Source organism: Vibrio sp. 10N.237.312.B06 (assembly GCF_041464685.1).
GTDB lineage: Bacteria > Pseudomonadota > Gammaproteobacteria > Enterobacterales > Vibrionaceae > Vibrio > Vibrio tasmaniensis_A.
Genome location: NZ_JBFSPI010000022.1, coordinates 35,357 through 56,673, shown reverse-complemented (window position 1 = coordinate 56,673; position 21,317 = coordinate 35,357). Strand labels below are relative to the sequence as shown.

At 43.0% G+C, this 21,317-nt stretch carries 14 protein-coding genes; 7 read left to right on the top strand and 7 right to left on the bottom strand.

The genetic code is table 11. The features are described from left to right. Positions 1-78 precede the first annotated feature (78 nt). Entirely contained in the window at positions 79-795 is a 717-nt protein-coding gene (locus tag AB6C75_RS08360) for a 3'-5' exonuclease (RefSeq protein ID WP_012604226.1), read from the bottom strand. A 5-nt stretch (positions 796-800) separates the two neighbouring features. After that, positions 801-2,690 (bottom strand): DUF294 nucleotidyltransferase-like domain-containing protein, encoded by a 1,890-nt coding sequence (locus AB6C75_RS08355; RefSeq protein ID WP_372107545.1) that lies wholly within the window; start codon positions 2,688-2,690, stop codon positions 801-803. 150 nt (positions 2,691-2,840) lie between these two features. Here AB6C75_RS08355 and AB6C75_RS08350 point away from each other — a divergent pair, with 150 nt between their 5' ends. Then, on the top strand, positions 2,841-3,482 hold the full coding sequence (locus AB6C75_RS08350) for an outer membrane beta-barrel protein (RefSeq protein ID WP_009847052.1): 642 nt from the start codon (positions 2,841-2,843) through the stop codon (positions 3,480-3,482). A 122-nt stretch (positions 3,483-3,604) separates the two neighbouring features. Here AB6C75_RS08350 and AB6C75_RS08345 read toward each other — a convergent pair whose 3' ends face one another. After that, positions 3,605-4,795 (bottom strand): amino acid aminotransferase, encoded by a 1,191-nt coding sequence (locus AB6C75_RS08345; RefSeq protein ID WP_372107544.1) that lies wholly within the window; start codon positions 4,793-4,795, stop codon positions 3,605-3,607. Positions 4,796-5,056: 261 nt separating this feature from the next. Between AB6C75_RS08345 and AB6C75_RS08340 the strand changes: the two genes are divergently transcribed. Together AB6C75_RS08340 and AB6C75_RS08335 are read left to right on the top strand one after the other, a co-directional pair. Next, complete coding sequence (locus AB6C75_RS08340) at positions 5,057-8,203, top strand: Ig-like domain-containing protein (protein ID WP_372107543.1); 3,147 nt, start codon at positions 5,057-5,059, stop codon at positions 8,201-8,203. 198 nt (positions 8,204-8,401) lie between these two features. Continuing rightward, positions 8,402-11,560, top strand: a complete 3,159-nt coding sequence (locus tag AB6C75_RS08335) for an Ig-like domain-containing protein (protein WP_372107542.1) — start codon at positions 8,402-8,404, stop codon at positions 11,558-11,560. Between the two features lie 215 nt (positions 11,561-11,775). Here AB6C75_RS08335 and AB6C75_RS08330 read toward each other — a convergent pair whose 3' ends face one another. Continuing rightward, positions 11,776-13,302: an HD-GYP domain-containing protein gene (locus AB6C75_RS08330; protein WP_372107541.1), complete on the bottom strand. Its 1,527-nt coding sequence runs from the start codon at positions 13,300-13,302 to the stop codon at positions 11,776-11,778. Positions 13,303-13,600: 298 nt separating this feature from the next. Continuing rightward, positions 13,601-13,900, bottom strand: a complete 300-nt coding sequence (locus tag AB6C75_RS08325; RefSeq protein ID WP_009847048.1) for a hypothetical protein — start codon at positions 13,898-13,900, stop codon at positions 13,601-13,603. Positions 13,901-14,120: 220 nt separating this feature from the next. Here AB6C75_RS08325 and AB6C75_RS08320 point away from each other — a divergent pair, with 220 nt between their 5' ends. The 4 genes from AB6C75_RS08320 to AB6C75_RS08305 all read left to right on the top strand — a co-directional run bounded on the left by AB6C75_RS08320 (position 14,121) and on the right by AB6C75_RS08305 (position 18,118). Next, positions 14,121-15,524, top strand: coding sequence for a PLP-dependent aminotransferase family protein (locus AB6C75_RS08320; RefSeq protein WP_372049768.1), 1,404 nt, complete (start codon positions 14,121-14,123; stop codon positions 15,522-15,524). Between the two features lie 127 nt (positions 15,525-15,651). Next, on the top strand, positions 15,652-15,858 hold the full coding sequence (locus AB6C75_RS08315) for a hypothetical protein (protein WP_004734707.1): 207 nt from the start codon (positions 15,652-15,654) through the stop codon (positions 15,856-15,858). A gap of 420 nt (positions 15,859-16,278) precedes the next feature. Next, positions 16,279-16,956 carry a hypothetical protein gene (locus tag AB6C75_RS08310; protein WP_371694741.1) on the top strand — a complete coding sequence of 226 codons (678 nt, stop codon included), beginning with the start codon at positions 16,279-16,281 and terminating at the stop codon, positions 16,954-16,956. A 1-nt stretch (position 16,957) separates the two neighbouring features. Then, entirely contained in the window at positions 16,958-18,118 is a 1,161-nt protein-coding gene (locus AB6C75_RS08305; RefSeq protein ID WP_372107540.1) for a serine protease, read from the top strand. Between the two features lie 92 nt (positions 18,119-18,210). On the opposite strand, the gene AB6C75_RS08300 is transcribed toward AB6C75_RS08305, so the two are convergent. Together AB6C75_RS08300 and asnS are read right to left on the bottom strand one after the other, a co-directional pair. Further along, the gene (locus tag AB6C75_RS08300) at positions 18,211-19,590 is read right to left on the bottom strand and encodes a hypothetical protein (protein ID WP_372107539.1); all 1,380 of its coding nucleotides are present in this window, start codon (positions 19,588-19,590) and stop codon (positions 18,211-18,213) included. A gap of 320 nt (positions 19,591-19,910) precedes the next feature. After that, a complete protein-coding gene (gene asnS / locus AB6C75_RS08295) occupies positions 19,911-21,311 on the bottom strand; it encodes an asparagine--tRNA ligase (RefSeq protein WP_065678729.1) in 1,401 nt (466 codons plus the stop codon). Positions 21,312-21,317: the final 6 nt, after the last annotated feature.

Here is a 21,317-nt window from a genome sequence, read left to right as displayed (position 1 = left end):
TATCTAGAAGATGTGAGCGTTTTTAGTTCTGAGGTGAGCACTTATTAGTCAGTAACTAACAGCGACTAGTTTATCTAGCTATAACCAGAAATCTTTAACAGGCATATCAGGGCTAAAATGGTGCGCAATCTGTGCTTGTAGAAGCTCCGCTGTCGCAATCGCATCAGTTAACGCATGATGCGGAGTATAGTCAGGCAAGTGGTATCTACGACGGCTCTGACCAAGCCTTACTGACGCAGGCTTCTTACCTTTTAGCTTATTCCATAGACCGCCGGCCAGTTTGTTTTGGATTTGAGATTCAATCTCGAGCGTGTCGAGGACTGGAAACTCAATTCCTTCACCTAATCTGACCTTCAACGCGTTATCCAAGAAATCACGCTCGATGCGGCGATAATGAACGACTGGGATATGGCCGCCCATTGATTCTAAGATCTCATCTAATACTTCACTTAAGTCTGGCGCATCAATGATGTCGTTGTGAGTGATGCCATGGATAACAACCGAGTCTTCTTCCAATTTCTGCTTTGGTCTCAGGGTCCAGTGCTTGGCTTGTCTTAGGTAGATTCGATTTAGCGTAAACGGAACTAGACCAATGGTAATGATGCCATCTTTGTTTGGGTTTAAACCCGTTGTCTCAAAGTCGACAGCTAAGAAAGTCACTTCTGATAATGGCGTATCAGGTGCAGGAAGAGGCTGGCTATAAAATTGCTTCAAGCGTTCATCTCTCGCTCGTTCGAGCTTCTGAGCAAACTTAAATGGCCAATCAACCGCTGGGGATCTGAATAGTTTGTTCATAGCGCCTACTTAAACTTATTGCTGGCTTGATAACGGAACTTAAGAAAGTTCTGTGCATTGCTTAATATTTGGAATGCATCCTTTAGATTACGTCGCTCGAAGTCAGAAAGGTTCTCTGGTTCGATGTTGTTATCCGGTTCGATGTTGTTGTCGACATCGTGTGCTTGGTGGCGAATACGAACTAAAGAGATAAATTCCATCGCATCTTTCAAGTCTTGAGCTCGACCTTTTGGCAAAATACCTGCGTCGATAATGTCATCTAAACGTTCGAATGAGTTCTTAGAGCGAGATGCGACTGCTAAAGAGTGAACACGGATTAGATCGGCAAGTGGTGCGGTACCACGACGTTTAAGATTGATCGAGTTGTTATGACGACCATCTTTCTCCATTACGAAATCTTTAAAGAAACCCAGAGGCGGTGTTCGGTTGAGTGCGTTACGAGCAAGACACGCCAAGAAACGGTTGTTCTTACGCGCACGTCTTACAATAAAACTATTTAACTGTTCTGCCCATTTTAAGCGGCCATAAACACCATCTAAATCAAAGAAGATAGAGGCGTTCAGTAGTGCTTTCGGGTTTGGATCATCAATCCAATCAGCGAAGCATTCTTCCCATTGTCGACGTGTCATACGCCAAGTTGGGTTAGTGGCCATGATGTCACCGGTACAGTACACATAGCCACATTGGTCTAAGCCATCACAAATGAAGGTCGACAGCTCTTCAAAGTACTTACCGTGCTTTTTCTCATCGTAGGTATCATCAAGAATAATGGCGTTATCTTGGTCAGTAACGAGCAGCTGCTCATCACGCCCCATCGAGCCGAGCGCGAGGAAACAATAAGGGATCGGCGCTTTACCGAGTTTATCTTCGGCTAGTTCAATAATTCGTTGTTTAAAGCTACGGCCAATTACCGACATTGCGGTACCCACCATGTGGGCGTTGGCGTCTTCGTTAACCAAGCGCACAAAGCTGTCTTTTACTTGCTCAGAAAGGACTTTAAGATCTTCGATGCTTTGCTGTTGGAAGATGCTGCTTACCAATAACAGCGAGTTTTGAGACTCGTAACGTACAATATCGGTCGCTTCAATAATACCAATAGGCTTCTTATCTTTTAGTACTGGTAGGTGATGCACGTTGTAGCGAAGCATGGTCATCATGGCTTCGTAGACATAGGCATTATGATCGAGCGAGATAACCTCTGCTGTCATTACACTTGATACTTCATCCGATGGATCGAGTCCTTCTGCTAAAACTCGGGTACACAGATCACGGTCGGTAATGATGCCAATAACGGGCGTCGAATCGTCTTCATCATCTTCAACAATATCCGGGTCGATGATCAGCAAAGATGAAACATTATCGTGTGCCATCATGGTAGCAGCTTGTTGGATGGTTCGTGTTTTTTCGATCATTGGCGCTTCGCTAGTCAGCAGCGTCTTTACCTTTGACGTGGTTAGATCGTTAGCGTCGTTGCTGTCTGAGTTAGCCTGACGCAGTCGCGCATTATCTTCTACTTCGACAAAGTCAGCGAATGAATCATAGTTGTCGTAGAGTTCTTGGAAAATAGGTTCAGGGATACAGTAGAGTAGGGTGTCTTCTGTTGCTTTTACCGGGAAGCGAACTTTATTGTTGGTGAGTAGCCCCATTTGGCCAAATAAGTGTCCCTCATCCAGCCGGTTATAGAGCTCACCTTTACGACGATAGACTTCTACTTCGCCGCTTCGAACAATGTAAAGGTCGTTAATCTGATCACCAAAGTGAATGATAGGGGTATCTTGGCGGTAATAAGAAATTTCGACGCTACTGGTCACTTTCGCCAACATCTCCTCTGGGAGTTCTGTGAAAGGGGGGTATTGTGCCAGAAAGTTTTGAATCTCTAATAACTCAGCATCCATAATGATCATCCATTGGTTTGTATGATTTCATGGTACAACATTTGATAATATTTTGCCGTCACAAATCAATCTGTGAGCTAAAACCTTTTTAAAGTCTTAGGGATAGACTAATCTTTCAAATAATAGGGTGACAGTTAAAGGATGATAGGAATGCCGAAGTGGAAACTTAGTTTAGTGTCTGCAATTTTTATGTTTTCTTCAAGTTCGTGGGCCGAAACTCACCGTGTGGATATTCTGGATTATGACCATATATACGCCACCGCTCATTCGGGAAGTTTGAATGAAGATGCAGGCAGCAATAACAATGCATCATCTTATGGATTAGGTATTAGCTATGCGATAACGGATGATTGGCTATTGTTGGGTGACTACAGTGCTCGTTTCATTCACCCAGATGAATCAACAACTCGAATGGATACCCTTATGCCGGGCATTGGGTACCGTTACAGTATTAAGCGAGATCTAGATATAGTGGCTTACTACCTGCTTGGTATTACTAAGGGGGAAGTCGAAGATAATGGAACTAACATTACTCGCTCGTCAGACACGGAGTTTATCCAAGGGATAAAAGCCGAACTCAACTATGGCTTTGCGAAACGTTGGATTGCTAACGGTAGTGTGCAAGTGAACCGAAGTGACTTGTTTGATGAAGAAATTTACCACGTGGGTTTACGTTATCTCGTGACCAACAAGTTTGCGATTGGTGGCTCTTATCAACACAGAAATGGCGAAGGTAAGATTCGTAGTGAACGCACTAACGAGCTAGGTGTAGAGTTCTTCCTAGAGTATTAGTTAGCGATATATAGACTAAGCGTCTTAAAAACTGACATATAAAGGAGACAGACACAAAAAAGCCAGCTTAATAGCTGGCTTTTGCATATCTATTGGTCTGCAAGTGCAGGTTTCTTTTTCGATTAAAGAACCGCAGCGATACCTTTACATAGAGGACCCATATTTGACTTCGTCATGCCCGCTACGCTGATACGGCCAGAACCGACAATGTAGATAGCGAATTCGTCTTTCAGGCGAGTTACTTGCTCTTTGCTTAAACCAGAGAAAGAGAACATGCCGTTTTGGCGCTCGATGAATGTGAAGTCTGCATCAACACCTTCAGATTTCAGTGTCGTTACGAATAGCTCGCGCATCTCTTGGATACGGTCACGCATTTCTGCTACTTCTGCTTCCCATTCAGCACGTAGATCAGCATCACCAAGGATGTGAGTAACGACAGCACTGCCGTGCGCTGGTGGGTTAGAGTAGATAGAGCGGATGATGCTCTTAACTTGAGAGAACGCTGTTGTTGCTACGTCTGCAGATTCTGCAACCAGAGTGAATGCACCCACACGCTCGTTGTACAAGCCGAAGTTCTTAGAGAACGAGCTAGCAACAAGAATCTCTTTGTTGTATTGAGCAAAAATGCGCAGGCCAGCTGCATCTTCTTCAACACCTTTAGCAAAACCTTGGTAGGCAAAATCGAATAGAGGAAGCAGTTTCTTCTCAGCAACTAGCTTAGCAAGTACTTCCCACTCTTCAGTTGTTGGGTCGATGCCTGTTGGGTTATGACAGCAGCCGTGAAGAAGAACGATGTCGCCTTCAGAAGCTTTCTCTAGGTCAGCAACCATGCCTGCGAAGTCTTTGTCTTTTGTTTCAGCGTTGTAGTAGCTGTATTGAGCTGTTTCGATACCCGCAGCAGCGAAAACGCCGTTGTGGTTTGCCCAAGTTGGGTTACTGACCCAGATTTTAGCATCGCCTAGTTGGCGCTTAATGAATTCGCCAGCAACGCGAAGTGCACCAGTACCACCAGGAGCTTGTGCAGTTTTCGCGCGTTGAGACGTTACGATCTCTGCGTCTGAACCGAAAAGAAGCTTCTGAACCGCTAGGCCGTACTCAGCTGTACCTTCAATTGTCAGGTAAGATTTGGTTTTTTCGCTTTCAAGAAGTGCAGCTTCTGCTTTCTTTACTGTTTTAAGTACAGGTGTTTGACCAGCTTCATTTTTGTAGATGCCAACACCAAGGTTAATTTTCTCTTCACGAGAGTCTTTTTTAAATTCTTCAGTAAGGCCGAGAATAGGATCGGCGGGAGCTGCTAACACTTTTTCAAACATAATCTTCATCCATGTCAATTGAGAGGGAGGTAATAATAACTCCGGTATTTATACCTTTCATACAAGGTTGTTACAACTCAAAACCTAGAATTTATTAAAACGATTTATAACCAACAGCTTCGAAAATTTGATTTATGGAATTTTTCGGCATTTCCATTTGAAATGACTGTGCGTCGATGCGGTTTTGTTTAACGTAATTCATTGCTAACAATGTTGTTTTTGTTCATGTTTAGGGCGGTAAACATGAAGGAACTCTTTAGAATGAAGAAAACACTGAGTCTGTTTTTCGTGGCTTTAGCAGTGGTCACTGCTGGGGGCTGTAAAGATAGCAAAAATGAAGGCCATAAACCTATGGTCTATAAGCCAACGAAAGCATCACCGTCAGAGCTTTCTGTTGAAATTATTGTTAATGGAAAAAAGCGTACGTTAGAGCTGAATCGTTACTCTATTCGTGAGCCCGATATGAAAGTATATCTATGGGATCATCGTATTAACGGGAACGCCCCTTCGAGTACTATTAAAACTCCGGACATTCGTGTTTACCGAGGCGTTGATACGAGTGATGAGAATACTCAAGTTATAGCGGCTCTTACCACTAAAAATAAATTATATGTAACTGCTTTTCGTGGTAGCCACCGAGTTTGGTCGATCAAGGATGCAGCGGTAACTGGTGGTAAATCAGCGGGTACTATCCAACCGCTGAAGTCTAGCTTTTCTTCTGTGTCTCGACAAAACAGTATATTAGATGCGGTTCAGAAGTCGATTAAGCCAATAGACAAAAATCCGGATAACCCAGTTTCGGGTCTAGACAATATCTTACCAACAAATATGTCAGACATTAAACTGAGTAAGATAAATGCATTTGTTCAAATTAGTTACCAGACTTTTAAAGAGCAAGCTGACGGTAACTTTGATGATGCTATGGTTTTAGCTGATTACTACATAAACTTAGTGGACTATGTGTATAGTCGTGATGCGTTAATTCGATTCTCTATGCAAGATGTTCTTATTGAAACATGGGGGCATTTAAGGAGTCACTACAATAACTGTATAAAGAGTAGCAGTCACGATAGATGTAAAGACTGGGGTTACCAAAATGAGAATACCTCAATTAAAAACGCAACACGACGTTGGGTGGATGCCCAAAGAAAAACGCGCCATTGGGATGTTCGACATCGCATGATTGATTTGGTAGGCAGTGGGGTTGTTGGTGTGAACTGGGGATCTTATGTTCGCTCGATGGGTCAATTGATTCAAGCGGATGGTGTTGTTTTACACGAAACCTCACACTATTTAGGTACGGGGCACCATACTGGTGGCGAGGAAGAAACCTCACAAGGTGGTGAAGCGCACGTGGGAGATATTGGTTTTGTCGGTTACAAAAACCGTGTAGCCAGACGAGCGATTGTTGGCCCTGCTGATTACCCGTTACCCCCATCGGCTAAAATTGATCACTTTGGTGTGTTGCGTGATACAGCGAAAACATTAGATGTGTTGAAAAATGACTTTGATGCAAATGGTGATTCGATATCGATAAATAAAGTGGACTCGCTTACCGTTCAAGGCGGTCAAGTTAAGATCGTCGGAGATAAACTGGTCTATACCCCACCGAAAGGGTTTGTGGGAGAAGATTCGTTCTTTTATCAAATCACTGACTCAACTAAGCATCATGGAAAACAATTGTATGATCGTGAAGAGGTTCATTTAAGAGTAACAAGCCCTGGTTTGTACGCTAGATTCGGATTTGAAAGCGCGATTGAAGATTTTTGGATTCCTAATGAACAGACCGGACTAGCAAGTCAGCTTCATGTTAGTCGTGATTGGCGTTCAGGGAAGGATGTTTGGGTTGATTACTCACAATCAGTGACTAACGATTCCTATGGAAAGACATTAACGCTGGGCGCTCATGAAGCGGTAAGGTCAATCAAAAGCAAATACGATGTACCTGAGTCGTTTAAATATAATACTCATTACGGTCATGCATTTGATCTCGGTGATGATAGCTTCACGGTTTCATTGAAAGTGAAAGTTGGAACTAGACTTCCTCATGACATTAATTTGGTTAACCGTGGAATGGAGAGAGAAGGCTACCACTTACGACTACTGAAAGATGGAAAACTAAAGTGGTACATGAAGTCTCGTCAATACGCTATGCATAAAGGCGGTACTGATTACCGCATTGTAACAATGACGACGGAGTCACCTTTACCTGCTGATAGCGCATGGCATGCAATTGCTGTGCGAGTTGACCGAACAACGAATCAAGCAAGCTTATGGGTTGATGGGGTTAAACAGTCGCTTGTCGATGAAGCGCAAAATGAGGTTAATTTTCCTAAAGGTTATGCTGGTTTATGGGGCGGAGGTAGCCGAAGAGCGTCAAGTATCAGTCAAGGTTTGACTATCGGGCAAGCATGGTGGGATACGGACGAAGTACACAAGCAGGAGTTACAAAAAAGCCAGAGCCGCTATTTGCGTATCGATAACGTAGAGTTGAGGTCATTTGCACTTACAGATGATCAGATATCAAAATTGACCAACAACAATTATGTGTATCCTTATGCACCGCGTCCATATAATGGTGAAGGCATTGCTTTCTCAGGAAGCAAAACACTGAGCTGGAAATTGTCTAAGTCATCGGCTTACAAGTTAATGATTAGCCGTGATGGAAAGTCTTGGTCTACTGAAAAAATTGGTAATGGTAGTTCGGGTTCACATACTGTCGCGCTCAATGCCTCCGATGAGGCGCTTTATTGGCGTGTCGACGTGAACGGTTCTGTCGGCGAAGTGTGGTCGGTTCGAAATAATCTAGTTAATGGTCGTCAAGAAGTCGCATTCAGTCACTCTGAAATTAGTAACGGTGCCGCAATACCTGATTGTGAAGTCAAATCAGGTGTAACCTGCTTATTTGGTTGGCCAGCAACGCAAAATGGTTATAACGACTTATATGGTAATACTTGGACAATTGACAACGGCGGGACTACTAACTGGGAAGGCCATATATATCTTGGTGGTAAACAAAAAACGTTGAGCTTACAAGTTGATACTCCAACCGGTGAGTGGTCTGGTGTTCGTTTTCGAGCAGCTGCGGCGGGCAAAGGTTGGACCGGTGCGGACGATTACCCTTCAGGTACACTGAAGCTGTATGCAAATGGGAAGGAAGTATGGAAAGCTTATAATATCGGTGATGAGGTTTGGACTAAAGCAGGTACAGAGTGGGCGTCACTCCCCTCTATCGGTACCTATGCAGTAAGTGTACCTCGTAAAGTGAAATCTGATATGTATGGCGTTCACTTTATTGATCTCCCTGCAAATGTCACACAGCTCAAATGGGAATATGAAAGCTCACGCTTAGATAGCAAAGGAATGACCCCCGGAGCCGTTATAGGAGGCGTACAACTAATAAGGTAGTACTTTTCTTTTAAACTTTAATAGCCCAGCGTATTTGTACGCTGGGCTTTTTTATTTACATAGTTAAATCACGCTCCCTTTTGAAAGACAGTCCTTTGATAGGCTGTACGTTGGCGTTGTTTTGTTCAACGTAATTCATTGCTATTACTATGGTTTTTATTCATCTTTAGACTGGTCGATATAAGGGAACCACATAGAATGAATAAAATACTGAGTCTATGTTTTGTGGTACTAGCGGTAGTCATGGCTGGTGGGTGCAAAGATAGCAAAAACGAAGGCCATAAACCTATGGTCTACAACCCTACGAAAGCATCACCCCCAGATCTTTCAGTGGCAATTACGGTTAATGGTAAAAAGCGTACGTTAGAGCTCCATCGTTACTCGATCAGAGAGCCCGATATGAAAGTATATCTTTGGGATCACCGTATTAATGGGAATGCACCATCCAGTACTATTAATACGCCAGCGATTCGTGTTTATCGTGGTGTTGATACCAGTGATGAGAATACGCAAGTTATTGCCGCACTGACCAGTAAAAATAAACTCTATGTGACAGCGTTCCGTGGTAGTCAAAGAGTATGGACAATTGAAAAAGCGGACATCATAAGCGGTCTTTCCGCTAAGAAGCTAACAGCAACAGCTCAAAACTTAGCTTCGGTTACGCCGCAGTCTGCAATTTTAGACAACATGCAAAAAGCAATTAAAACCGTAGATGAGCACCCGAGTGCACCAACATCGGGTTTAGATAACTTAATTGCTAAAGACAGAACGCAAGTTCAGCTGCACAAAGTAAAAGTGGCAGTTCATGTCTCTTACCAAGCGTTTGTTCAAGAAGCGGATAGCAACTTGGATGATGCGATGGTGCTCGTCGACTACTACATTAACTTGGTTGATTATGTTTTGAGTCGAGATGCTTTGTTACGTTTCTCTGTCAATGATGTGTTGATAGAAACTTGGGGCTATCTGGACGACCATTACCAAACTTGTAAAAAAAGCGCTTCTCATGACGCTTGTAAGACTTGGGGGTACCAACACGAGAATGAACCCATTAGAGTCGCTGCTATAAAATGGTGGGATGAACAAAGAAAAACGCGAGGTTGGGACCTTAAACATAGAATGTTGTGGCTGAAAGGTAACTGGATTCTAGGTGTAAACTTCGGAAGTATTGTTCGCTCTCCAGGTGACATCATTGGTGCTGATGGCGTTGTATTGCATGAAACCGCGCACTACTTAGGCACAGGGCATAGTACTTCTGCTGAAGGCCACGGAATTCAAGGTGGTGAAGCGCACGTTGACGATATCAATTTCAATATTTATAAAAATAACCGTCTAAGAAGAAATCTTGTTGGACCTGCGGATTACCCTCTGCCTCCTTCGGCTAAAATTGACCACTTTAGTGTAAAACGTGATAGCACGACGGCATTAGATGTCATGAAAAATGACGTAGATGCTAATGGCGATAAGATTTCTATCCACAACGTTGATAAATACTCGGCACAAGGTGCTGAGCTCAGTATCACAAATGGGAAAGTCACCTATAAAGCACCAAAAGGCTTTATTGGTGAGGATGAGTTCCACTACATCATTACTGATGGCAAGAAACTGTTCGATCGTGACGTTGTTCATGTCAAGGTTACGACTCCAGATCTATATGCTCGTTTCGATTTTGAAGACGCACCTGTTGATGACTTATGGATGGTGAACGCTCAAACAGGATTGGCAGGACAAGTTGCTGTTGTAAAAGAGTCGAGTAAGCAGGAAGTTTCTGAAGTTTGGGTTAACCAAGGTTACGCGAATTCGAAAACACTAAAACTAGGTGCTTACGAGTCAGTAAAATCTAACTTACTAGAGAACGATGTTCAGGAATCTTATAAGTATAAGTTCCACTACGGACATGATTTCGATTTCGGTGAAGACGATTTTACTTTGTCACTCAAAGTGAAACCTAAAGTCAAGCTAGAACATCCAATTGATCTCGTTAGTAAGGGCATTTGGGTTGATGGGTTCCAACTTAAGTTAACGAACGAAGGAACACTAGAGTGGTTCATGATTTCGCGTCAACTTGCTGCTTATGCGGGTGGAAGTGACCTTAGAAAGGTGTCTGTTACAACCAAAGAGGCACTTAACCTCAGTCAATGGAATACTGTCGCAGTGCGTGTTGATCGTACCACTCAAAAAGTTTCTATTTGGGTTAATGGAAAGCAAGCTACGCTAGTTAACAACTACAGTCGCAGTAAAGAAGAAAGCGATGATATGGAGTTGGCTGATGGTTATGCGGGTGTTTGGGGGGCGGGTAGCCGTTTGTCTGCGGGCACAAGCCAAGGGTTGATCATTTCTAAGCCTTGGATGGATGCAGGCAAAGATGCTACAGCTAATATAAAGTCTGAGCAAAAAGCAGGTAATATCTTGGTTGATAATATCGAGATGCGCTCATTTGCTTTGTCTGATGGTGACATGGTGGCGCTTGCTAATGATAGCTTAAAGTATGCGTATACACCGCGACCATATAATGGACAATCGTTCCCATTCAAGGGTAACCATAAGTTCACTTGGAAAGTATCTAAATCAAGTGCTTACAAAGTGTATACCAGTACAGATAATAGCACTTGGTTAGAAGTTCAATCAGGTGCTAGTTCTGCTGCTTCAGGTTCGCACACTGTCAATCTAGACCCAGCAAGCGATGTTTTATATTGGCGCATTGATTTTGATGGTAAAACCGGAAAAGTATGGTCTGTTCGTAACTCACTCAAAACGGGTATTCAGAACTTATCTTTCAGTTATGCTGAAGCAAACTCTGGTGCTAATTACCCTCAATGTACAGTCACTAAGAATGGGGATTGTCTGTTTGGTTGGGATGATGGCAATACAACTGACCAATTTAATCATAGTTGGACACAAAACCCTGCCGATATCACTAACTGGGAAGGTCACCTCTACCTTGGTGGTGAAGATAAAAAGCCTGAAGTGTCAGTTACAGCTGAAAGCGGACAAAGCTGGAAGGCCATTCGTTTTAGAGCCGCTGTTATTGGAAAAGGCTGGACTGGTGCTCAAGACGTACCAAAAGGTACGCTTAAATTATTCGCGAATGGCACTGAAGTATGGAAGGCATATAGCGTTGGTGACAATATTATTGATGGCGCGTTAGCAAAATCAGGGAATCAGTGGTCTAGCTTACCTTCTATCGGTTCTTCTTCAGTCAGCGTACCTAGAGGCACTAAGGTAGGCCGCTACGGTATTCACCAAGTTGATTTACCAGACGATACCACGACCCTAAAATGGGTATATGAAGTAGAAAATCTGGATAGTAAAGGGAAGAACCCAGGTGTAGCTCTTGGTGGTGTGCAACTACTAAGATAGTGTTTCTTCTAAACCAAAAAAACCAGCATATATATGCTGGTTTTTTATAGAATCTTACTCAGTCACTCTTCCTGTTTCGCTTAACTTAACACTCGAATGAAGCTGACTCAAAAAATCACTCTGCGATCTAACCTATATAACTATTGTCGGCTGTGTAGCACCCAATAACTTACTGTAACCGGTATAGCCTGTATAGTTAGTGGTTTTCGAAAAGACTAAGTAGGTTGAGCAACAAAGCTTTCTCGTTCAAGTTCACTTTGCATGTTTTTTCCATCCTTGTAGGTCGCGGCAATTGAAACGAACTCTTGTTCGACGGCCAGAAAAGCTTGGACAACTTGCGGATCAAAATGGGTCCCATTACCTTCCAAGATAATCTGTTTCGCTTGCTCATGAGTAAAGGCTGGCTTGTAGACTCGCTTCGATATTAATGCGTCATAAACATCGGCCAATGCCATTAAGCGGCCGGACAGAGGAATATCTTCCCCAGACAGCTGGTTGGGATAACCGCTGCCGTTCCATTTCTCGTGGTGAGTGAGAGAAATCTCTTTCGCGACTCTTAAGAAAGAACTGCTTCCCAATTGCTTTTCTGCAATAGATAACGCTTCGGCGCCAATAGCAGGGTGACCTTTCATTATCTCAAACTCTTCATCCGTCAGTTTGCCCGGTTTTAGCAGCACACTGTCAGGTACTCCAACCTTACCTACATCATGCAGTGGGGCAGATTTATAAAGCAGCTCGATATAGTTGGGTGTTAATAAGGTCGCGTGAGCTTCAGATTTGCTGAGCTCCAGTGCGAGTACCTTTACGTATTCTTGAGTTCGTAAAATATGGGCGCCAGTTTCATTGTCTCGAGATTCAGCTAGTGCAGATAAGCTAACAATCGCGACGTCACGTGTGGTTTTTACTTCGTCTTGAGCGTTTTCGAGGCTATCAAGCATGGTATTGGTCATAGATGCTATTGACCCAAGCTCGTTGTAGCTAAATATAGGTAAGCGAACGCCTGGCTCACCATTAGTTACTTTACTTAATGCGTGCTCTTGGCTTAGAAGAATACGTCTAATCAGCTGGCTCCATAGAGTCATGATGGTTATCGCGTATCCACCTAGTACAACCGCCAAATAAATGAACTCTTTGATCACGCTGATCTTGCCCGTACCATCTAGCAAACGGCTGGGGTTGTGTTCTAGCCAGAAGATGTCTTTGACGGCCACCATAGTCAGCATGGTGGTCAGTGTTACCAGAAGCACGATGACCAAACCAATCATTTGTTTAACCAGTGAACTTCTTTCACCTATCAGGTGGAAGTCAAATTGCCCAGTCATCTCCATTTCATCTATTTGGCTAAGCTTCGCTTTCAATTGAAGAATGGTTCCGGTAAAGAAACCGAATAGACTCATACCAAACAGAACTTTCAAGTTACTGTCTATCGTGAATTCGTAGCTTAGGTTGTAGTAGAGCGCGAAAGGAATACTCGCGGCAAAGAACAACATAGTATCGAGTTGTGCAAATCGACCTTGTTTGACTAAGGTGTGTTGCGATAGCAAATAATGACGCGCTAGCCACAATAAGATAAAGACACTACTGACTTGGGTGAAAATTTCTAACGTCGTTAAGCTTTCGAGCATCGGGCATACCCGACTGCCGTAGGTGCCAAATAGCACGCCAGCGATGACGTATAATTGAGTCGTTAGCGATTGATTGTAATTTGAAGTATCCATCGATAAGCCTTTGTTCATTTTCATCTTAAGGTCTCGCAACTATTCCTAAGTTTACGAATACGTATTTTGTGCATTAATTCACGAGGTTGGTAGGTATGTATGGCTAGTATAGCGAGTGTGAATAAGGTCGGGGATTCTATCGATAGCTTTTGTTGAATGATACAAAAAATTGGTTTGTGTTAGATAATTGTTAGCTATATGGGTGTTATTACGGCAGTTTTTATGAAGACACTTGAATAGTCCCGGTTGAAATACGAGACTATTCAGTCGATATATTTGAGTAAAGTCGAGAGTGATTGACGACTACTTACCTCTAATCAAATTACTTTTTCAGATTGATTTCAGATTCAATTGAGTTGGTTTCAATGTCTGGGTGAGATGCTAGTTTGTCTGATGCCCATTGGTTTAGGTGTTTCAGAATAGCAGACACCGCGTGTTTCTCAGTTGGTGCTTGGTCTTGATCGACATCGATCTCCTGCTTTGGATGTGAGCCTGTTGCATCTTCAGCGATATGGAGCCAGTCTGGGTGCCAGTAATATGGCTGGCCACTCGGTGTTGTCCAACTATGAACACCGTTTGACTCTCCTTTATAACTTAACTGGTCTGCTTCTATTTTTTTCATTTTTATCTCGCATGTTTTTTGGATTACATCAAATTATAGAGGCGTAGAACGAACTTGGCTCTCGCCTTGGTTACAAACTTAGCAAAGCATACAAAGTTATCTGTGAACCAATTCACACTATTATAGAAATTAGGCTCAATCATATGGATAGCAGCAATAGTTGTTAACGTTAGTGATAAAATCTCAGGCTTATTAGAATTTCTCTAGGTAGTACAATTAGATGGCGCGTTATGAAGAGCTTGCAAAGGATATTCGAACTCAGATAGCGAACAACACGTGGCGTTCAGGAGAAAAGATCCCTTCCGTCCGCATGAGTTGTCGCAATTACAGCGTCAGCAATAGTACTGTCTTACAAGCCTACCAATTGTTAGAAAGCGAAGGGTGGATCATCGCTAAGCCTCAGTCGGGCTACTTTGTTGCACCACGTGTGGACGGCGTTGATTATGAACTGCCGTTAGTACACAAAAAGAAAGCCATTAATGATCGCTTATTCGACTTTTTGAAATCGAGTTCGGCAGAGGGGGTTATTCCTTTTGGATCAGCATTCCCAGATCCAGACCTTTTTCCTTTGCCTACCTTGACTCGAAACCTCGCCAGTGCGGGAAGGAAGATGACAGGTGCTAGTGTGATCAATAATCTGCCACCGGGCAGTGAGTCCCTAAGAAGACAAATCGCTCAACGTTACCTGCAGCAAGGTATTACCGTCAACCATCAAGATATCGTGATTACTTCTGGTGCGATGGAAGCGCTTAACTTGAGCCTTCAAACTGTAACCAAGCCCGGTGACTACGTTGTGATTGAATCTCCCGCTTTCTATGGTGCTCTGCAAGCTGTCGAGAGGTTAGGACTCAACCCTATCGAAGTGGATGTTTGTCCAATCAATGGATTGAATATTGAGCAGTTTGAAAGCGCACTACAAAACCAGGATGTGAAAGCGTGTTGGCTGATGACGACGTTTCAAAACCCGACAGGGACAAGTTTGTCTGAAGATGCGAAGCGCCGAGTGGTTGAGGTTGCTGAACAATACAAGACTTATATTATCGAAGATGATGTTTACGGCGACCTATATTTCGAAGGGCATAAACCTAAACCGCTAAAAGCATTTGATAAAACAGACTTAGTGTTGCTATGCGGCTCTTACTCTAAGAGTTTATGTCCTGGCTATCGTGTTGGTTGGGTGGTGAGTTCGCGTTTTAACGATGCGATTCAAAAACTTCAGCTTCTTTCTACGCTGTCGAGTAGTGCTCCTGTGCAGCTTGGCGTCGCGCACTTCTTGACACACGAAAGCTACGACAATCACCTTCGTAAATTGCGTAAAAATCTTCTAATGAGAAAAAAGCGATTTATAGAGGTCATTAAGCAATATTTCCCACATTCCATCGAGATAGAAGACCCTGCTGGTGGTTACTTCGTGTGGGTACGGTTCTCTCCTCACTTCGATAGCCAACAATTCCATCAACTCGCAATTGCTCAGGGGATCAGCGTCGCTTCAGGCGATCTGTTTAGTGAGCAGGGCAGAGTAGATAACGCGATCAGATTGAACTTCTCTTATGAACTCACAGCAGAGAAAGAGCAAGCGCTGCTCTTACTTGGTAAACTTGCGCATCAACTTACGCACTCGTAAAACCGTAAGTCACTCATAAAAAAGACAATGATTCCAACTGTACGGACTGATTCCGATGCAACTGTACGCCTTCTTGACCAACGAGTTGTGATTCAATATCGATAGACCAAATATTGGAGATACCGTTATGTTGAAAATGACTATGGGTAACGAAGTTAAGTTGATTATCGTTGCTATTGTGTGTGCACTTCTGTTAATCCTCGGCCACGTACTACTGGCAAAAGCATTCGCTGATATGGCATGGGCAGAATACACGACTGCCGCCATCCCATTCGTTATGATGGCAATCTGCGGTCTCGCGATAAAATACGCTATCGACCAAGATGTCGACTAAGTTTTTGAGTACACAAAAATGATCTTTCAGAGCCCCTCCATGATTTGGTGGGGCTTTTTCGTTGTATACATGAAACGAACTTGCATAGGTATCGCTGTTATCGTCGTGAAATAAAAATTCTTAATGACATACAATTACTATCCATACCTATTGTAAGCATATGTAAGGAGCGTCGAGTCACTACTTGGAAAGTAAATCACCTTTAGTCAAAAGCTTGGCAAACGCCATTTATCATCATTAACTATTGGTATGGTTGGGTTTGTAGTTATTCGTGCCAACTATCAGTCGGTGAGGTTTGAATCGTGATTAACAAAGCCCTTACAGCACCTTACATTTTCAACTTATCTTTAGCCTACAATTACTTGGAACTAATACTGAGGCAAAAATATGAGATTAAAATGTGCAAAATTGAACCTCTGCATGTTGGCATTGCTAACAACTAATGCAGCGGCCAGTGAGATTGACGTCGATTTAAATAAATTAAGTAATGTTTCAGAAATTGGTACAGATACTTTGTCGATCGCTAGTGAGTTCATCGGTTATGAACTTAATGATGGCAAGTATCGTTACGCAAGAGACGTTGACTTGAACGGTTTAGATTGGGTTTTCTTGTATGGAGAGCATCAAAGAAAAGATAAACCCAATAGTGCTTTAATTGGTGACGTAAACGTTATTGGTGAATTACGACAAGTTTCTAATTCAGAGACCAAAAACGCAATTGGTAACCGTTATTACTGGCAGGGTGGTGATTCTACAGATTACAACCAAGAGCTAGCTTTCTCTGGTTTACTTGTCGGCACTAGTGGTTTCTCTTTTGACGTTCAGCCAGGTAAAGGCGGGCGATTTTCTGTAGAGCTTTATACACACAACTGGCTCTCTTCTGCTGATGTAACCGCATGTGTTAAAAAGCAATGTATCACTATTAAAAATGATATTTCCTTTCACATGACCAGCGTCAAAAATACGATAGTTTTCGAATCCCAATCTCCTGATGATATCGTCGAAATCACTTATACACGTCAACATAGACAGTTCGACTTTGAAGCTAGACAGGGTTACCACGCTATTGAAGCTATCCAATTGAGAGAGGCTCAGTAACATGAAAAAAATTATTTTGGCATCAGCGATCGTTGCTACTTTTTCAGCGCAGGCGGGCATAGGCAAGATGGATCGCTCGGTTACTCAACACAAAGCGTTTGCCTTACAAACTCAATTTGATTTTGCTTGCCACATGAATGCAGGGTCGGCCACTTTAATCGACCCGTATTGGGTTATCACAGCAAATCATGTGTCAGGTTCAAAAAGTGAAGGATATGAAAATGCGGTAACTTGTTCTTCTTATGAAAAAGATAAGAATGGCAAGTACAATGTTGTTCATACGTCACGTGCGACTACTGACCCTGATGGTGAGTGGGGGGAGTATGAATTTACCGATGGTATTTACGACTTTGCTTTGGTGCGCTTAGATACGCCAATCACCGGTATCAAGCCGGCGAAGTTGCCCGAGAAAGGGATGTTTGATCATTCAGAAGTCTATGAAGTAAATAGCGTTGGCTTTGGCAACTATAACGGACGTAATGGCGGCAAAAAGTTTGTTAAGTACAACGACACAGACAAAAAATGGTTAGCTGAGTACAAATATGCCCCAGTGATCATGCCTCAAAGTAACTTGCAGTGGTTAATTATCCATGGGGATTCAGGCTCTGGTATTACGATTGAGAGAGATGGTGAGTTTTATATTATTGGGGAGATAGGGCTTCAATATTATGGTGAGCTTGGTTGGCAAGATACCTTCGATGATGTTTTGGGAAGATTAGATTCGTTAAATAAAGATATGAGAGATCATGGCTTTAGTTACACGAAACCAGTAAACCTCTCTGACGTAAAGTGGACGTCAACAACTCAGAACGATATTGAAAATCTGCATGCATTTTACAGCTATTGGAACGCGGATAGTATGGATTTCAATGGCACTTACTGGACGGCGGATGGTGGTATTTATAACACCGCTTATGCGATAGAAGGGGAAAAGTACACTTTTGAAACAGTGATACCTGTAAATTCTAAAGCGCCTGCATTTGATGTGTTTGTTAATGGTCGTCAGGTCGCTCATAACATTAAAGCGGACAAAGAAAGTCTGTTTTTGAAAGTGAATGCATTTGAACAGAAAGGCGATCAGTTAGTCATTGAATTTAAGCCTCTTCAAAGTACAGGTGAAAAAATTATACTCGATCACTTTTTGGTACGCAAGGCTGACTAATTTAGTCTGGACAGCTTAAATGAAACTTAAGCGCAATAAATAAAAAGGAAGCCCTACTTATGTTAAGTAGGGCTTTTTTACACATTGTAAAATTACTTAGTAATTAGCGTACTTTGCTTAGCATTGAATTCAAAGTTCGAAGTCTTGGTTACCGATTTGGTTACGGTCGGAGCTACGCTACCTAGCATATCTCTCTTTGTCGTTCTTTCGTAATTGACAAGTTGAACTTGGTCACCTTTGAGAGTGCTCTCTAAGCAGTTAGCAACAGTGACCAGTTTCCCTGATGCGACTTTGAACTTGATTTTTTTACAGTAGTTAATTGTGTTGACTGATGGGTCTTTAACTAGGGTAAATTGTTCATCTGCAATCTCAACTTGGATCGCGCTTTTGTTCAATTCAACCTGAACAGATGTGTGTGATGTTTCAATGCCATAATTTTCGATCATCAAACCCGTTTCAATTAAGGGCTTAGGAGCGACACGGTACTTATCATCGGACCTATATGCTGTATATATTGTGTCCGTTTTTGAGTTATAGACAGTCGTCGGCTGAGTTGATGTAGCTTTGAATACATACGATTTGGTAACAGGATCTAGTTTACCATTACCCTTTAAGTAGGTTATTAACTCATCTCGGTTTGATACATTAAATTGCTTGAATAATAGTGAAGAGACATGATCAAGTGCATATACACTTTTTCTCACGTGGTTTTCAACCGCTACAGCTTTCAGGCTATCGCTCACAACGTCCAGCAGGTTGTTGTTCAAAAGGCTGTTTTTAGGAGTGTAATTTGCTCGTAGGTCTTTTGTAACACCCGTCATTACAGACGCCAAACCATACGTAGATACTTCAGCAGGAGTCATATAATGCATTCCTTGAGCCGGAGCAGCTTTCAGTGTAAACCAGTAGAAGCCGCTCGGATCTGGTAATCCCATCTTTTTATAATAATCAATGTAGGGTTTATGCTCACTATGACCAACAGGCAATGAAGCCCCTTGTAAAGACCCTTGTGCCCATGAGTGAACGCCTAATCGAGCACCTGGTTCAATCGTTCTTTTCACACCCGCAGCGAAAAGGTCAGTTCCCCCCGAAGCGACATGTCCAATAGAGCTAATGTACGTGTCTAATTTTTTCGCTCTTACTTTGTACGCTAGTTGAATGTTGGCATCATCATTCATAGAGCCACCCATATCGATGAAGTTCAGCGTTTTTGTATTCGGGTGAGCTTTGATCATATCGTCAAATGCTTTGGGGCTACCACTACATGCAACGCCATTGACACTCGCTATTGTACCCTTAATCTTGAAGGTTAAGGCTGTATCCCCTTGTAAGGGTTGCGAACATTTAGAGATAAATACCACTGGCTTTTGCGTTGGCTTAACTGTTGGTTTTTTCGCGGGAGTCGATGAGCCTCCTCCGCCACATCCAGTTAAAGTGATTAGTAGAGCTGCAGATAAAATGCTTGTTTTCATTGGGGTCCCTAAAAATTTATATTCACAAATTAATTAGTAAGAAGAATAATTTATACAGGACATCAATACTGTATGACTTTGTCAGGTGTTCATTACATAAAATTACAGTGCTTAACTATATGATTTGTTGATTTGTTGATTTGTTATCTTCGCGTCTAACCGCTTTTGAATCGAGAATACGCAGGAGAATTTGTGGGTGGGGAAGGGAGGTTGTGGGTAACGGAAATAATCTCGGGGAATAAAAACCTCCGTATATACGGAGGTTTTTATCTATTTAATTATCTATCTATACTGACTTCTCTGAAAGAAGAAAGCTGAGATTAGAAGTTAGCAGAGCGTGGTGTACGTGGGAACGGGATAACGTCACGAACGTTGCCCATACCTGTTACGTAAGACACTAGACGCTCAAAGCCAAGACCGAAGCCAGCGTGAGGCACTGTGCCGTATTTACGTAGGTCGCGGTACCAGCTCATGTGCTCAGGGTCGATACCCATACCAATCATGCGCTCGTCTAGAATGTCTAGACGCTCTTCACGTTGTGCACCACCGATGATTTCACCGATGCCTGGTGCAAGTACGTCCATTGCTGCAACTGTCTTGCCGTCGTCGTTTAAGCGCATGTAGAAAGCTTTGATGTCTTTCGGGTAGTTCTTAACGATAACAGGTGCTTTGAAGTGTTCTTCAGCTAGGTAACGCTCATGCTCAGAAGACATGTCGATGCCCCACTCAACGTCGAATTCAAATTTCTTACCAGAATCTAGTAGGATTTGGATTGCGTCAGTGTAGTCAACTTGTGCGAAATCAGCGTCTACGAATTGCTCTAGACGAGTGATTGCTTGCTTGTCGATGCGAGAAGCGAAGAACTCAAGGTCGTCGCGGCGCTCTTCAAGAACAGCAGCGAAAACGTACTTAAGCATGTCTTCAGCCAGTTTCGCTACATCGTCAAGGTCTGCAAATGCAACTTCAGGCTCAACCATCCAGAACTCAGCTAGGTGGCGGCTTGTGTTTGAGTTTTCAGCACGGAACGTAGGACCGAACGTGTAAACCTTGCTTAGTGCACAAGCGTAAGCTTCAGCATTAAGTTGGCCAGATACTGTTAGGAAAGTTTCTTTACCGAAGAAATCTTCATTGAAGTCAACTTTGCCTTCGTCAGTGCGAGGTAGGTTTTCCATGTCTAGCGTCGATACGCGGAACATTTCACCAGCGCCTTCTGCATCAGATGCAGTGATAAGCGGAGCTGAAGTCCAGAAGAAACCTTGCTCGTGGTAGAAACGGTGAATCGCTTGAGATAGACAGTTACGTACACGTGCTACTGCGCCGATCACGTTTGTACGTGGGCGTAGGTGAGCAACTTCACGAAGGTATTCGATAGAGTGACGTGTCTTAGCCATTGGGTAAGTGTCAGCGTCTTCAACCCAACCTACAACTTTAACGTCAGTTGCTGCTAGTTCGAAGTCTTGACCTTTCGCAGGAGACTCAACAATCTTACCCGTTACTTCAACAGAGCAGCCAGTTGTCAGCTTTAATACTTCGTCTTCGTAATTATTAAGATTATTAGGAACCACGGCCTGAATCGGGTCGAAACAAGAGCCGTCATAAATGGCAAGGAAAGAGATTCCAGCTTTGGAATCACGACGTGAACGGATCCAGCCGCGAACAGTTACTTCACTGTCTACCGCTAGCTTGCCGCCAAGTACGTCTGTTACAGGCGCGTAAGTCATGTTGAT